Annotated in this window: 12 protein-coding genes; 4 read left to right on the top strand and 8 right to left on the bottom strand. The window is 73.9% G+C overall.

Annotated elements, in window-relative coordinates:
- Positions 1–6: 6 nt before the first annotated feature.
- The 4 genes from ACFOSY_RS33695 (at position 7) to ACFOSY_RS33680 (ending at position 4,417) form a co-directional block, all read left to right on the top strand.
- Complete coding sequence (locus ACFOSY_RS33695) at positions 7–2,535, top strand: MFS transporter (protein ID WP_394314367.1); 2,529 nt, start codon at positions 7–9, stop codon at positions 2,533–2,535.
- A 109-nt stretch (positions 2,536–2,644) separates the two neighbouring features.
- The gene (locus ACFOSY_RS33690; protein ID WP_394314365.1) at positions 2,645–3,466 is read left to right on the top strand and encodes a YceI family protein; all 822 of its coding nucleotides are present in this window, start codon (positions 2,645–2,647) and stop codon (positions 3,464–3,466) included.
- A gap of 165 nt (positions 3,467–3,631) precedes the next feature.
- Complete coding sequence (locus ACFOSY_RS33685) at positions 3,632–3,937, top strand: STAS domain-containing protein (protein ID WP_394314503.1); 306 nt, start codon at positions 3,632–3,634, stop codon at positions 3,935–3,937.
- 9 nt (positions 3,938–3,946) lie between these two features.
- Positions 3,947–4,417 (top strand): PPOX class F420-dependent oxidoreductase, encoded by a 471-nt coding sequence (locus ACFOSY_RS33680; RefSeq protein ID WP_394314364.1) that lies wholly within the window; start codon positions 3,947–3,949, stop codon positions 4,415–4,417.
- A gap of 47 nt (positions 4,418–4,464) precedes the next feature.
- Here the strand turns inward: ACFOSY_RS33680 and ACFOSY_RS33675 are convergent, their stop codons facing one another.
- The 8 genes from ACFOSY_RS33675 to ACFOSY_RS33640 form a co-directional block, all read right to left on the bottom strand.
- Complete coding sequence (locus ACFOSY_RS33675; RefSeq protein WP_394314363.1) at positions 4,465–5,244, bottom strand: TetR/AcrR family transcriptional regulator; 780 nt, start codon at positions 5,242–5,244, stop codon at positions 4,465–4,467.
- A gap of 36 nt (positions 5,245–5,280) precedes the next feature.
- Positions 5,281–6,837, bottom strand: coding sequence for an MFS transporter (locus ACFOSY_RS33670; protein WP_394314361.1), 1,557 nt, complete (start codon positions 6,835–6,837; stop codon positions 5,281–5,283).
- A gap of 84 nt (positions 6,838–6,921) precedes the next feature.
- Positions 6,922–9,147 carry a glycosyltransferase family 39 protein gene (locus ACFOSY_RS33665; RefSeq protein WP_394314360.1) on the bottom strand — a complete coding sequence of 742 codons (2,226 nt, stop codon included), beginning with the start codon at positions 9,145–9,147 and terminating at the stop codon, positions 6,922–6,924.
- Complete coding sequence (locus ACFOSY_RS33660; RefSeq protein ID WP_394314357.1) at positions 9,144–10,862, bottom strand: glycosyltransferase; 1,719 nt, start codon at positions 10,860–10,862, stop codon at positions 9,144–9,146. The genes ACFOSY_RS33665 and ACFOSY_RS33660 overlap by 4 nt, the downstream gene beginning before the upstream one ends.
- A gap of 14 nt (positions 10,863–10,876) precedes the next feature.
- Positions 10,877–12,520, bottom strand: a complete 1,644-nt coding sequence (locus tag ACFOSY_RS33655) for an ATP-binding protein (RefSeq protein ID WP_394314355.1) — start codon at positions 12,518–12,520, stop codon at positions 10,877–10,879.
- Between the two features lie 11 nt (positions 12,521–12,531).
- Complete coding sequence (locus ACFOSY_RS33650; protein WP_394314353.1) at positions 12,532–13,272, bottom strand: response regulator transcription factor; 741 nt, start codon at positions 13,270–13,272, stop codon at positions 12,532–12,534.
- A 112-nt stretch (positions 13,273–13,384) separates the two neighbouring features.
- The gene (locus ACFOSY_RS33645; RefSeq protein ID WP_394314350.1) at positions 13,385–14,398 is read right to left on the bottom strand and encodes an amidohydrolase family protein; all 1,014 of its coding nucleotides are present in this window, start codon (positions 14,396–14,398) and stop codon (positions 13,385–13,387) included.
- 66 nt (positions 14,399–14,464) lie between these two features.
- Positions 14,465–15,337, bottom strand: coding sequence for a DUF2797 domain-containing protein (locus tag ACFOSY_RS33640; protein WP_394314348.1), 873 nt, complete (start codon positions 15,335–15,337; stop codon positions 14,465–14,467).
- Between the last annotated feature and the right edge of the window lie 43 nt (positions 15,338–15,380).

Here is a 15,380-nt window from a genome sequence, read left to right as displayed (position 1 = left end):
AAGTCCATGGCAACGACCACACCGAACGGTGTGCGGGCTCATGCCAAGCACGGGGGAGGCTCCTCCCAGGACGCTCCGATGACCCACCGGCAGATCATGGAGGCGCTGTCCGGGCTGTTGCTCGGCATGTTCTGCGCCATCCTGTCGTCGACCATCGTCACCAACGCCCTGCCCGAGATCGTCTCCGACCTCGGCGGCGGCCAGAGCGCCTACACCTGGGTCGTCACCGCCTCGCTGCTGACGATGACCGCCTCCACCCCGCTGTGGGGCAAGCTCGCCGACCTCATCAGCAAGAAGGCCCTGGTCCAGACGGCCCTGGTGGTCTTCGTGATCGGCTCGATCGTGGCCGGCACGGCGCAGAACCCGGCGATGCTGATCACCGCGCGCGCCATCCAGGGCCTCGGCGGCGGCGGTCTCGCCGCGCTGGCCCAGATCATCATGGCCGCGATGATCTCCCCGCGTGAGCGCGGCCGTTACTCCGGCTACATCGGCGCCACCTTCGCCGTCGCGACCGTCGGCGGCCCGCTGCTCGGCGGCGTCATCACCGACACCAGCTGGCTCGGCTGGCGCTGGTGCCTCTTCGTGGGCGTCCCCTTCGCCCTCATCGCGCTGGTCGTGCTCCAGAAGACGCTGAACCTGCCCCTGGTGAAGCGGGAGGTCAAGGTCGACTGGGCCGGCGCCTTCTTCGTCACCGCGGCCGTCTGCCTGCTGCTCGTCTGGGTCACCTTCGCCGACGACAAGTACGCGTGGATGTCCTGGCAGACCGGGGTGATGGTCGGCGGCGCGATCCTGCTGACGCTGATCTTCCTGTTCGTCGAGTCCAGGGCGAGCGAGCCGATCATCCCGCTGCGCCTGTTCCGCAACCGCACCATCGCGCTGGCCTCGCTGGCCTCGCTGTTCGTCGGCATCGCGATGTTCGCGGGCACCGTCTACTTCAGCCAGTACTTCCAGCTGGCCCGGGACAAGTCCCCGACCATGTCGGGCGTCATGACCATCCCGATGATCGGCGGCCTGTTCATATCGTCGACCGTCTCCGGCATCGTCATCACCAAGACCGGCCGCTGGAAGGCCTGGCTGCTGTCGGGCGGCGTGCTGCTCACGGCGGGCCTCGGCCTGCTGAGCACCATGCGCTACGACACCCCGTACTGGCGCATCGGCGTCTTCATGGCGCTGATGGGTCTGGGCGTCGGCATGATGATGCAGAACCTGGTGCTCTGCACGCAGAACCAGGTGGCCGCGAAGGACCTGGGCGCGGCCTCCTCCGTGGTCACCTTCTTCCGCTCGCTCGGCGGCGCCGTGGGCGTCTCCGTGCTCGGCTCGGTGATGTCGTCCCGGATCAGCCACTACGCGGCGGACACCATCGGCACGCTCAGCCCGCAGGAGCAGGCGGCGGCCGCCAAGGCCTCCGGCAGCGGCACCATCCCCGACATGGACCTGCTGCCCCCGGGCATCCGCACCTGGCTGGAGAGCGCCTACGGCCACGGCATCGCCGACATCTTCCTGTACGTCGCGCCGATCGCCGCGCTCGGCTTCCTGGTGACGATCTTCATCAAGGAGGTCCCGCTGCGAACCACCGGCGCGCTGGCCCAGGCCGCGCAGGAGCAGGCCGGCGACCCGGTCGCCCCGGCCGCCGCCGAGGCCGCCGCCGTCCCGGCCGGGGGCGCCGCCCCCGCGGGATCGGCCGTCTCCGAGACGCAGGCCGCCGGGCAGGACACCTTCGCGCAGCCGGTGTCCGCCGTCGCCACCGCCGCCCGGCCCGAGGAGTCCGGCTCCGCCGGTATCCCGGTGCGCGGCTTCGTCCGGGGCGCCGACAGCACCCCGGTGCCCCGCGCCGCCGTCACGCTGATCTCCCTGGGCGGACGCCAGCTGGGCCGCTCCGTGGCCCAGGACGACGGCTCCTACGCGGTGGACGCCCCCTCGGCGGGGTCGTACGTCCTGATCGCCGCCGCCGACGGCCACCAGCCGCAGGCGTCGACGGTCGTGGTGAACGGCGAGCCGGTGTCCTACGACGTCCTGCTCAGCGGCACCAGCGGCATGACCGGTGTGGTCCGCGCGGCGGACACCGGGCAGCCGGTGAAGGACGCGATGGTGATCGTCACCGACGTGCGCGGGGACCTGCTGGCCACCGGGTCCACCGGTGAGCAGGGCGAGTTCTCGTTCGCCGAGCTGGTGCCGGGCGCGGTGACCGTGGCGGTGAACGCCGCCGGGTACCGGCCGCGCGCCCTGCCGGTCGAGATCGCCGCCACGGGCGTCACCCGGGTCGAGGCCGACCTGGAGACCGGCGCCCACCTGCGGGGCGTGGTCCGCGCCCCGCACGGTCCGCTGGCCGACGCCCGGGTCACCCTGGTCGACGCGGCGGGCAACGTGGTCGGCACGGCCATCACCGGCGACGACGGCGCGTACGCCTTCGCCGACCTGGACGGCGGCGAGTACACCGTCATCGCCACGGGCTACCCGCCGGTGGCGAGCGCCCTGACCGTCGCGGGACCCGGTGTCGACGACCACGACATCGAGCTCGCCCACCCGGGCGAGTAGCCCGAGTTCCGGCCCGTGGCGGGCCCGCGCGTCCTGTAGCGGAGACGCGCCCCGCCACGGGCCGGTCGTATCACGACCTTTTTATGAGCCTTTTCAGGGAGAAGACGGGATGCCACTGACCGCGAGGATCCGCACCCGGGACGGATGGGCCGTGTCGCACGCGGTCGTCACGCTGACCGACGGGACCGGCGCCCAGGTGCTGCGCGCCGAGGCGGACGCCGAGGGCGCCGTCCGGGACGCCACCGAGCTGGCGCCGGGGGCGTACACCGTCGTCGTGACCGCGGTCGGGTACGCGCCCGCCGCCGCCAGCGCCCTCGTCACCGCGAGCGGGCGCGCGGAGGTCGGGACGGTGACGCTGGCCAGGACCGGGGGCACGGAGCTGCCGCCGCCCGGGCCGTGGACCGTGGACCCGGCGCACTCCAGCGTGGCCGCCGTCGCCCAGCACCTGGGCATCTCCAGCGTGCGGGGCCGGTTCACCGACTTCACCGCCTCGGTGGAGATCGCCCCGGACGACGTGACGAAGTCGCGGGTGGAGGCGGTGATCCAGGCCGCGTCCATCGACACCGGCAACGGGATGCGCGACACCCATCTGCGGTCCCCGGACTTCCTGGACGTCGCGCGGTACCCGGAGATCAGCTTCCGGTCCACGGGGCTGACCCAGGCGGGCACCGACCGCTGGACCGTGCACGGCGAGCTGACCATGCGGGGCGTGGTCCGCCCGGTCGACCTGGACCTGGCGTACCTCGGCACCGGGGCCGACCCCTGGGGCGGCACCCGGGCGGCCTTCCGCGCCACCACGGAACTGCACCGCGAAGACTTCGCGATGAACTACAACCAGGTCGTCCAGGCCGGCATCGCCGCCATCGGCACCACGCTGCGGGTGGAGCTGGACGTCCAGGCCGTGCAGGGGGAGAAGCTCCCGGAGGTCTGAGCGCGGCGTTCGTGAAGCTTGGCGCGGTGTTCACATCGTGGCCGCTTCCGGTCCTGTGTCCCGGCGTGGTGCAATGGGCTCAGGGTCAGGAAGCGGCCTATCCGATTCCGGACGACCATGTCAGGTGATGCCGTGACCCTTCCGCACCCTTCCTCCGAGCGCGTGATGCTCCCGCTGCCGTCGGAGATCGACTTCCGCAACGCCGACGGCCTGCTGCCGTTGATCATGTACCAGGCCCGCTCCGGCTCCGGGGGACCCGCGCGGGTCATGGTCCTCGACCTGTCCGGGACCCGCTTCATGGACTCCCAGGGCATCCGCCTGATCAACGACGCCCGGCGGCTGCTGCTCCCCCACACCCGGGTGCACGTGGTGGCCCTGCCGGAGAGCGTGGCCGGTCGCGTCCTGGAGGTGACCGGGCTGCGCCGCGACGTGCCCGTGTACGACAACCTCCCCGAGGCGATGGCGGCCTAGGCTGACGCCATGGCACCGAACATCGCGACCAACACCCGCGTCTCCCTCGACGAGTTGCTCGACTTCGTACGCCCCCGGCACCACGCGATCCTGCTGACCCGCCGCTCCGACGGCTCCCCGCAGGGGTCGCCGCTGACCTGCGGCGTCGACGACTCCGGGCGGATCGTGGTGTCCACGTACCCGGAGCGCGCCAAGACGCGCAACGCCAAGCGTGACCCTCGGGTCAGCCTGATCGTCCTGAGCGACGACTGGAACGGCCCCTGGGTGCAGATCGACGGCACCGCCGAGGTGCTGGACGTGCCCGACTCGGTGGAGCCGCTGGTGGAGTACTACCGGAACATCGCCGGTGAGCACCCCGACTGGGACGAGTACCGCGCCGCGATGGTGAAGCAGGGCAAGTCGCTGATCCGGATCACCCCGGAGCGCTGGGGCCCGGTGGCGACGGGCGGTTTCCCGGCGCGGCTGGCGGAGGGCGAGTAGCGCCCGCGGCCTCGAGGAGCACGGTCCGCGGCGCGTGGCCGCCCCGGTCAGGCGCGTCCCCGGGCGGCCATCGCCTCGATGCCGGCGACCAGCAGGTCCAGGGCGAAGGTGAAGTCCCGTTCGAGCATCTCCTCGACGGTGTCACCGCCCCGCGCCTCCATGATGCGGGCCGACCGCCCGATGACGTCGGAGGCGGCCGGGTCCTTGAGCACCTCGGTCATGGCCTGATGGTGGTACTCGTCGGGGGTCAGGCCCGTCGAGGCCACCCGGGCGCGGAAGTGGCCCTCCACCGTGCCGTGGCCGTACACGAACTGGAACACGGCGGCGATCGCCCCGGTCACCTCGTGCTCGGGCAGGCCGGTACGGCCGAGGACCCGCTGGACCGCGCCGGAGAACCGCAGCGCGTGCGGGCCGACGTTGAGGAAGCGGCCGACGAGCGCCGGCAGCCAGGGGTGCCGCACCAGCAGCGCCCGGTAGGCGCGGGCCAGCGCGCGCAGCTCGTCGCGCCAGTCCCCGCCGGTGTCCGGATCGGGCAGGGCGAGTTCGCCGAAGGCGCGGTCCAGAGCCAGTTCGAGCAGGTCGTCCTTGGTGTCGACGTACCAGTAGACGGACATCGCGGTGACGTCCAGCTCGGCGGCAAGGCGGCGCATGGAGAACTTCTCCAGACCCTCGGCGTCCAGCAGCCGCACGGTGGCCTCGGTGATCCGGTCCCGGTCGAGGCCGGAGGGCCGGCCCCCGCCGCGCCTGCCGCCCCGCTCCCGGCCCCGGTCCGCCAGCCAGACGCTGGGCCGCGGCGCCTTCCCGGACCGCCGGTCCGACCTCACCATGGCGCACCTTCCTCGACTCGCCGACGCCGGTTCATGCTAGGCGTCCGCCTGGCCTTGCGCGGGGTGCGCCTGGGCGCGGTCGGCGCGCTCTGCGCCGTCGGCGCCGTCGACATGGCCGGCCCGGTCGGCGCGGCCGGCGCGGTGGAGCAGCGTCGCCGCGAGCAGTCCGCCGAGCAGCACCGCGACCGAGCCGACCAGCAGGCTCGTCTCCAGCCCGGAGGAGAACGCCCCGGTGATCTCCGCGCGTTCGCGGTCCGAGCCGGCCGCGGCCAGCGCCGCCGGCAGCGAGGCCGCCGCGACCGGGACCAGCGCGGCGAAGCGCGCGTTCAGCACGGCGCCGAGGACGGCCACGCCGAGTCCGTTGCCGAACTCGGCGAGCGTGCCGTTGATTCCCGCGCCGACGCCCGCCTTCTCGCGCGGCACGGAACTCATCACGGCGTGCGCCATCACCGGGCTGCCGATCGCGGTGCCGGCGCCGATCAGCACCAGTCCGAGCAGCGTGCCGCTGTAGCCGTGCCCGGTGAGCGTGGCGATCGACACCAGCCCGGCCGCCATCAGTGCCATGCCGACGGCTATGGACAGCGGAGTGCCCATCTTCGCCGCCCACTTGGTGCCCACGCCGGTGAAGTTGAGGGCGACCACGGTCAGCGCCATCGGCGCGGTGCGCAGCCCCGCCTCCAGCGGGCCGTAGCCCAGCACGAACTGGAGGTACTGGGTGAGCAGGAAGAGCGCGCCGCCCATCCCGAAGGTGATGAGCACCAGCCCGCCGACCGCGCCGGTGAAGCGCCGGTCGCGGAAGAAGTGCGGGTCGAGCATCGGGTACGGGATCCGGCTCTCCCAGTAGGCGAAGACCCCGAGCACCACGGCCGCCGCACCCGCGGTGGCGAGCACCCTGCCGGACGTCCAGCCGTGCTCCGGGCCGGAGATGATCGCGTAGACCAGGGCCGTCATGCCGATCGTGGAGAGCACCGCGCCGACCAGGTCGGGCCGGTCGCCCTGCCGGTTCCGCGACTCCGGGACGTACGCCGCGACGGCGGCCAGCGCCAGGGCCGCGACCGGCAGGTTGATCAGGAAGATCGAGCCCCACCAGAAGTGGTTCAGCATGAATCCGCCGACCAGCGGACCGGCCGCGAAGCCCAGGGAGTTGACGGCGCTCCAGACGCCGATGGCCTTGGGCTGCTCCTCGGGCGTGAAGATCTGCATGACCACGGCGAGGGTGGTGGTCAGCAGCAGCGCCCCGCCGACGCCCATGCCCGCCCGCGCGGCGATCAGCTGCCCGGAGGACTGCGCCAGCCCCGCCACCAGCGACCCCGCGCCGAACAGGGCCAGGCCCACGATCAGCATCTTCTTGCGGCCGTAGCGGTCGGCCGCGTTGCCCGCGCTGAGCAGCAGGCCCGACTGCACCAGGGAGTACGCGTTGATCATCCACTGGACGTCGGCGGTCGAGGCGTCCATCTCCCGGGTCAGGGAGGGGATCGCCACGTTCAGCACCGTGTTGTCCAGCAGCACGGTGAGCTGGGCGAGACAGATGACGCCGAGGATCAGCCAGCGCCGTGCGTGCCCGCGGGGCTGCTCCTGGGTGGAGATGGTCATGCTGTACACCGTAGAACGACGCTCTTACGGTGTACAGCACGGGGTCCTGGTACAGCGGTCGGGTACGCCTGTCGGCTACGGCGGTCAGCTCGTGGACGTAGGGCGGGTGAGGTCGTAGAAGGTGGCCGAGCCGGCGGTGACCTGCGTGAAGTTGGCCTGCACCCAGGAGGTGATCCGGGCGGAGGAGCCGTTTCCGTCGCCACGGCCGGCGCCGCCCTCGCCCGCGGGGCCGCCGCCCATGCCTCCGCCGGAGACGAAGTAGTGGATGCGGCCGTCCTCCACGTACTGCTGGAACTGCGCGAGGGTCGGGGACGGGTCGGTGCCGTTGAAGCCGCCGATCGCCATGACCGGTTCGCCGGTGGCGAGCTGGTAACTCGCGGCGTTCTGCGCGCCGACGGCCGCGGCGGCCCAGGTGTAGTCGTCGGCGTCGGTCTCCAGCAGCTCGCGTGCCTCGGCGTCCACGGACGCGCCGCCGAGGAGGCCGCCCATGCCGCCGCCTGCGCCGCGGGAGGTGCGGTTGGGAGAGGTGGATTCGGCGGTGCCGCCGGTTCCGCCGGGCAGGCCGCCTGTGGTGCCACCCTGGCCGGCCGGGCCGCCGCCGGGGAAACCGCCGTTGCCGCCGTTGCCGCCGTTGCCGTTCGCGCCGGGTGGGGTGCCGTTCCAGGGGCCTCCGCCCTGGCCGGGGGTGCCGCCTCCGCCGGGGCCCCCGGCCTGGCCGCCGCCGGGGAAACGTCCACCGCCGCCCATGCCCGCCGCTGCCGCGGGCCCGGCCGTGACGATGGAGCCGGAGTGCCCCTCCCGCACGGTGCTCAGGGTGTACGCCGTCGGGCCGGCCAGACAGGCGACGAGGCCCAGTCCTGCCGCCGCGAGTGTCACCCGGCGTCCCGTCCGGCCCGCGAAGACCAGCCCGAGCGCGGCGGTCAGGCCGCCCACCAGCACGAGCCACCGCAGCCACGGCAGGTAGTCGGGCGTGCGGTGGAGCAGGACGTATCCCCAGGCCGCCGTTGCGGTGACGGCCGCCGCGAGGGTGAGGGCGGCCCATGTCTCCCGCCGCCTGTGCCACAGGATCCCCGCGCCCATGCCGGTCACGGCCGCCAGATAGGGGGCCAGCGCCACCGTGTAGTACTGGTGGAAGATGCCGGCCATGAAGCTGAAGACCAGTGCGGTCGTCAGCAGCGAGCCGCCCCACACCAGAAGCGCGGCGCGGGTCAGGTCGGTCCGTCCCGCCTTCCGGGTCAGGACCAGGACGGCGACGAGCAGGATCAGCGCGGCGGGCAGCAGCCAGGAGATCTGGCCGCCGATGTCGGCGTTGAACATCCGGTCCCAGCCGGTCTCGCCCCAGCGTCCACCGCCGCCGCCCGGGCCGGCCCCGCCGCCGACGCTGCCCGTCTCGTCGCCGTTGAGCCGGCCGAGGCCGTTGTAGCCGAAGGTGAGCTCCAGGAAGCTGTTGTTCTGCGACCCGCCGATGTACGGCCGTGAGGACGCCGGCCACAGCTCGACCACCGCGACCCACCAGCCGCCGGACACCACGAGCGCGACGGTCGCCAGGGCGAGCTGGACGAACCGCTTGCGCGGGCGGACGGGGGCGCAGACCGCGTAGACCGCGGCCAGCGCGGGGAGGATCAGGAACGCCTGGAGCGTCTTGGTGAGGAACGCGAAGCCGACGGCGACGCCCGCCCACACCAGCCACTTGGTCCGGCCGTCCTCCAGGGCACGGACGACGAGATGGCAGGCGACGGCCATCAGCAGCGCGAGCAGCGCGTCCGGGTTGTTGAAGCGGAACATCAGCGCCGCGACCGGGGTGAGCGCGAGGACCCCGCCCGCGAGGAGCGCGGCGCCCGGGCCGGAGCGGCGGCGCACGGACGCGTGCACGACGGCGACCGCGCCGACGCCCATGAGCACCTCGGGCACCAGGATCGCCCAGGAGTTGAGGCCGAACAGGCGCACGGAGAGGGCCATCGGCCAGAGCGCGGCCGGGGGCTTGTCGACGGTGATGGCGTTCGCCGCGTCCAGCGAGCCGAAGAAGAAGGCCTTCCAGGACTGGCTGCCCGCCTGCACGGCCGCCGAGTAGAAGGAGTTGGCGTAGCCGGAGGCCTGAAGATTCCAGAGGTAGAGCAGGCCCGTGGCGAGCAGCAGGGCGAGGAGGGCGGGGCGGGCCCAGCGGGGGTTCGCGGGGTCGGTGGCGGCGGGGCCGGGAATCGGGGGGACGTGCGCGGGCGCCGTCGGCGAGCCGACGAGGGCTACGGCACCGGCCGGCGCGCCGTGCGACGCGGGCTCGGGGTTCGCCTGCGGGTCGTGTGGGGTGGTCATCGGGGGTTCCTCTGATCGTGGTCGGCCCGGCGGGCGGGGAGCGACGGACGGTCCGGGGCGGGCGGCGGCGTCACGGGCGCGCCGTACGGAGGCGTGAGCGGGGCCGGTACGTCTTCTGGGGTGTCTCGGGGAGCCGCCTGCGCGAGCGATGGGGCGCCCGGCGAGGTGGGCGCGGGGGGCGTGGTGATACGCCCGGTCGCCGTCCGCGCGGCCGGCGAAATCCCCGGCGGGGCCGGCGCGGGCGCCGGGGCACCGTGCTCGGACGGCGTCGGCGTGGACGCCGTGAAGCCTGGCGTCGGCGCGGCGCCGCCCCCGGTCGCTGCCTGTGCGGGTGCTGCACCGGGCTGCCGGGAAGCCGCATCGGCGCAGGAGGCCGCAGGCCGCGAACCCGCGTCGGCCGCGATGGCCGGAGGCGCCGAAGCCTCGGCCACACCGGCGGCCGGAGGCCGGGAACCCGCGTCGGCCGCAGGGCCCGGAGGGCGGTCCGGGAAGAGCCAGGCGCGGAACAGCAGGAAACGCAGGACCGTCGCCGCCAGGTTGGCGGCCACCAGGACCGCCAGTTCCGTGGAGTGGCCGGGGTCGCTGCTCGCCGTGTCGAGGGCGGCGAGCGAGCCGCTGGTCAGGGCGAGGCCGATGGCGAGGACGACCAGGCCCTGCGCCTGGTGGCGGACCATCCCGCCGCGCCCCCGCACCCGGAAGGTGAGCCGGCGGTTGGCGGCGGTGTTGGCGACCGTCGACACCAGCAGCGCGAGCCCGTTGGCGAGCTGGGAGCCGGTGAAGGCGCGGAAGCCGCTGTAGAGGAGCAGGTAGAACACGGTGGACAGGACCCCGACGACGCAGAAGCCGACCAGCTGGCGGGCCAGTCCGCGCGGCACGTCCGCGAGGTCCCGGTCGCGCGGGTCGTCGCCGAAGGGCCGGGCGAGCCGGTCCAGGGGCAGCGCGCCGGTGGCCAGCGCCCTGCCGACCCGCCAGACGCCCTTCAGGTCCTCCATGGCCGTCCGCACGATGTGGACGGTGGAGTCGGGGTCGTCGACCCAGTCGACCGGAACCTCGTGGATCCGCAGCCCCGCCCGTTCGGCGAGCACCAGCAGCTCCGTGTCGAAGAACCAGCCGCTGTCCTCCACCAGCGGCAGCAGCACCTGCGCCACGTCACGGCGGATCGCCTTGAACCCGCACTGCGCGTCGGAGAAGCGCGCCTGGAGCGAGCCGCGCAGGATCAGGTTGTAGCCGCGGCTGATGAACTCCCGTTTGGCGCCCCGCACCACCCGCGCGCTGCGGCTCAGCCGGGAGCCGACGGCCAGGTCGGAGTGGCCGGAGATCAGCGGGGCGACCAGCGGCAGCAGGGCGTTGAGGTCGGTGGACAGGTCCACGTCCATGTAGGCGAGGACGGGCGCGTCGGAGGCGGACCAGACGGTCCGCAGCGCCCGTCCGCGGCCCTTCCGCTCGAGCCGTACGGACCGCACCTCCTCGATCCGCCGCGCCAGGTCGGCGGCGATGAGCGGGGTGCCGTCCGTGGAGGCGTTGTCGGCGATCGTGATGCGGAACGCGTACGGGAAGGTCCGGGTGAGGTGTTCGTGCAGTCGGCGGACGCAGGGCTGGAGGTCCTTCTCCTCGTTGAACACGGGGACGACGACGTCCAGGACCGGTGTGCCGGCCCAGGCGGCCGGAAGGTGCTCCCGAGCCGGCAGCGTGCCGGGACGATGATCGGTTCGCATGCGACCGACCCTGGTCAACCGGCCTGTCGTACCTCTGTGGTGAGGCTGTGCCAGGGCTGTGAGTCCGGCGCGGCGGCAGGCAGGGACGGCGCCTCGTGCGCCTCGTGCGCCTCGTGCGCCACGGACGCCGTCTCGTGCGCCACGCGCCCCTCGTCCGCCATGGACGCCACGTGCGCCGTGCCGCCCGCCGGTGCCGGCAGGTGGAGGCTGAACACCGTCCTGCCGGGCTGGCTGGCGACGGTCACCGAGCCGCCGTGCGCGGCCGCCACGGCCTGCACGATCGCCAGCCCCAGGCCCGTCGATCCGGTGGCCCGGGTGCGGGCCGAGTCGCCGCGCGCGAACCGTTCGAAGACGTGCGGCAGCAGCTCGGGCGGGATGCCGGGCCCGTCGTCGGCGACGTCCACCCGCAGCCGGGGGCCCTCGCGGCGCACCCGGGTGGTGACGGTGGTGCCCGGCGGGGTGTGGGTGCGGGCGTTGGCGAGCAGGTTGACGAGGACCTGCTGGAGGCGGGCGGCGTCGGCGGTGACCGGCGCGGGCGCGTCGGGCAGATCGAGGCGCCAGTGATGGCCGGGTCCGGCCGCGCGGGCGTCGCTGACGGTGTCCACGACCAGCGGCACCAGGTCGGTCTCCGCCAGGCGCAGGGGCCGTCCCGCGTCCAGGCGGGCCAGCAGCAGCAGGTCCTCCACCAGCAGGGTCATCCGCCCGGCCTCGGACTCGATCCGGCGCAGCGCGTGCCGGGTGTCCGGGCCGGCCTTCTCCCGGCCGCGCCGGGTGAGTTCGGCGTACCCGCGGATGGAGGCGAGCGGGGTGCGCAGTTCGTGGCTGGCGTCCGCGACGAACTGCCGTACCCGGGTCTCGCTCAGCTGCCGGGCGTGCAGGGCGCCGTGTACGTGGTCGAGCATGCGGTTCAGGGCGGCGCCGACCCGGCCGACCTCGGTGTGCGGATCGCACTCGGACTCCGGGACCCGCTCCTTCAGCGTCACCTCGCCGCGGTGGAGGGGGAGTTCGGCGACGCGGGTGGCGGTGGCGGCGACCCGGCGCAGCGGTCGGGTGGCAACGCCGACGATGACGGCGCCGGCCAGGGACGCGGCGACCAGACCGGCGGCGGTGACGCTGATCTCCACCAGGATCAGGGTGGTGACGGTGGCGTCGACGTCGGCGGTGGGGACGGCGACGTAGAAGGCGCCGTTGGGCCCCTCCGCGTGGACGACCCGGTAGCTGCCGAGGCCGGGGAGGTCGGCGGTGTGCTCCTGCCCGTCACGCTCCACGTCCGCCAGGGCGGCGAGCTGGGCGCCGGTGAGGCGGCCGGCCTCGGGCGTGCGGACGCCGTTCACCTCGCGGGACTCGCTCACCACCCCGTCGGTCACGGTGCCGTTCACGACGGTGGCGCCGACGGTGCCGAACATCTGCGGGCCCCTCGTCACGAAGTCGAGGGGCTCCCGGGGCGGTCCGGGGCGCGGCCCGGCGCCGAGCGGGCCGCCCGTCGCCCGCATCGCCGCCTCGCGCAGCTGGCCGTCGAGCTGCTCGTACAGATGGGAGCGCAGGGCCAGCGCGGTCACCGTGCCGATCACCGCGCACACCACCGCGATCAGCGTGACGGACGCGACGACGAGCCGCGTCCGCAGCGTGCGCGGACGCGGACGCCCCGCTCTCCTCACGGCCGGTTTTCTCACGACACCGCGGGCTTCAGCAGGTAACCGGCGCCGCGCCGGGTGTGGATCATCGGCTCCCGGCCCGCGTCGATCTTCCGGCGCAGGTAGGAGATGTACAGCTCGACGACGTTCGCCTGGCCGCCGAAGTCGTAGGACCAGACGCGGTCGAGGATCTGCGCCTTGCTGAGCACCCGGCGCGGGTTGCGCATCAGGAAACGCAGCAGCTCGAACTCGGTGGCGGTCAGATGGATGCTCGTGCCGCCACGCGTCACCTCGTGGCTCTCCTCGTCCAGGGTGAGGTCGCCGACCACCAGCAGGGCGTCGGAGCGGCGGTCGCTCGCGTAGGAGCGGCGGATCAGACCGCGCAGCCGCGCGACGACCTCCTCCAGGCTGAACGGCTTGGTCACGTAGTCGTCGCCGCCCGCGGTCAGCCCGGCGATCCGGTCCTCGACGGCGTCCTTCGCGGTCAGGAACAGCACGGGCACGTCCGGCAGGTCGCGCCGGAGCCGGCCGAGGACGGACAGCCCGTCCATGTCGGGCAGCATCATGTCCAGGACGACGGCGTCGGGCCGGAACTCGCGGGCCGCGCGGAGGGCGCCCTGGCCGTCGGCCGCGCTGCGGATCTGCCAGCCCTCGTAGCGCAGGGCCATGGAGAGCAGTTCGGTGATCGACTGCTCGTCGTCCACCACCAGCACCCGGACGGAGCTCCCGTCCGGCCTGAGCAGTTCGGTGCGCCCCTGGGGCGAGATCGTGGTCATGCCGGACACGATCGGGACGTCCTCTGAGAGCACCCTTTCGTCTGTCTGTGTTTTCCCTGAGAAATCCACAGGGTGTGTGTCGCGGGGCCTCGTTGCCTTGTCGTCCGGTGTCTCAGACGGTGGACTCCGGTGCGTCAGGCAGGCCGAACAGCCGGGCCGCGTTGTCGTGGCACACCGCCCGCAGCCAGTCGTCGCCGAGCCCGAGACCCGCGAGGGCGTCGAGCTGGTGGGCGTACGGGTAGGGGATGTTGGGGAAGTCGGTGCCGAGCAGGACGCGGTCGCCGAGGGCGGCCAGCCGGGGCAGCGCGCGCCGGGGGAACGGCGCCATCCGCTCGCTGAAGCCGGTGAACGCCATGGTGGTGTCCAGGCGGACCTCCCGGTACCGCTCGGCCAGGTCGAGGAAGTCCTCGTACTCGGGCATGCCCATGTGGGCCACGACAAGCCGCAGCCGGGGGTGGCGGGCCAGCACACGGGCGACCGGTTCGGGTCCCGTGTGCTTGCCGGGGGCGGGGCCCGAGCCGCAGTGGACCACCACGGGGACGCCCGCCTCGGCGAGCAGCCCCCAGCAGGCGTCGAGCGCCTCGTCGGACGGGTCGTACCCGCCGACCTGCACGTGCGCCTTGAACACGCGGGTCCCGTGCTCGACGGCCTCGCGGACGTAGGCGGCGGCGCCGGGCTCGGGGAAGAGGGTGGAGGTGTGCAGGCAGTCGGGGGTACGGCGGGCGAAGCCGACGGCCCAGTCGTTGAGCCAGCGGGCCATGCCCGGCTTGTGCGGGTAGAGCATCGCCGTGAAGGCACGCACCCCGAACGCCCGCAGCAGCGCGGCTCGTTCGGCCTCTTCCCGCCGGTACGTGATCGGCCACTCGATCCCCCCGGTGAGCGGCCCGAGCGCGTCGAAGTACGCCCACACCTTGCGCAGCACGCGCTCGGGCATGAAGTGCGTGTGCACGTCGACGAGGCCGGGCAGGCCGAGGTCCTGCCAGAAGCGGCGGACCTCGGCGGTCTCGGTGGACGCGGTGGACGCGGTGGGCGCGGTGGACGCGGTGGTGTCGCCGGAGGCGGCCGTCGTGCCGGAGGCGGCCGTTGCGCCGGAGGCGGCCAGCCGTGTCGGCGGGTGAGCGCTCATGGCGACACGATCACCCGCGGGGGAGGGGGCGGTCCAGCCCCCCCCCCGGGGGTCTTCCTCTGCGGCTCAGAACAGCCCGTCCTGGGCCGCCGCCCGCTCCTTCAGCGCCCGTACCGGCACCTCGACCCCGCGTCCCACGGCCGGGAGCAGCTCCCAGCCGGGCAGCAGGCGGGTGTCCAGCACGAGGACGCCCCGGGCCGTCGCCAGGTGCAGATCGGGGCCGGCCGCCGCCACCAGCTCACCGCTCACCGCGCCGCCCGCGGCCAGCTCCCCCACCACGCCCACCGGCGCCGGCGCCTGTGCCAGCGCGAACGCCTCCACATGGTCGACGGGACGGAAGGGCGCGGGGTCGAGCGACTCCGGCCAGCCGGTGAGCGCCAGCGCCCGCTCGTGCAGCGCGGCGATCTCGGCGGCCCGTTCCGCCCCGGTCGCCGGGAGCGCCGCCCGTGCCGCCCGCTTGGCGGCGTAGGGGATGCGGTCGGGCACCCGCAGCGCGGCGCGCAGCAGCTCCTCCGTGCGCCGCGCCGCCATCAGCGGCCCGGTGCCCAGCCAGCTGAAGCAGACCGCCCCCTGCTCCAGCAGCCGGGCGGGCCCCCGACGCGCGCCGGTGATCCCGACCTTGGTCATCCCGGGCCCGAACCACGCCAGGTAGACCCGGTACGGCCGGGGGTCGTCGGCGAGCGTGTCGGCGGCCACCGAGTGCGCCCGGTCCAGGCGGGCGCACTCCTCGCAGCGCGGCCCGGTGCTCCGCGCGGACACCCGCGCGGCGAGCGGACACATGTTCCCCCGTGCTCCCACACAGGTCCGCGCTCCCCCTTCCGCGACCCCGAAGGCCACCGTCTTCCCCCAGGTCAGCGCCGAGCGCCGGCCCCCGTCCCAGATCAACACGGGACCGCCCGCCGTCCAGCTCAGCCCCGCGCACCGCCATGCCTGTGCCATCCCTGCCGAGCGTAGGGGGGACCACTGACAACGGGTCACGTGA

The organism is Streptomyces lusitanus (assembly GCF_042647945.1).
Classification (GTDB): domain Bacteria; phylum Actinomycetota; class Actinomycetes; order Streptomycetales; family Streptomycetaceae; genus Streptomyces; species Streptomyces pseudogriseolus.
This window is presented reverse-complemented; position numbering and strand designations above follow the sequence as displayed.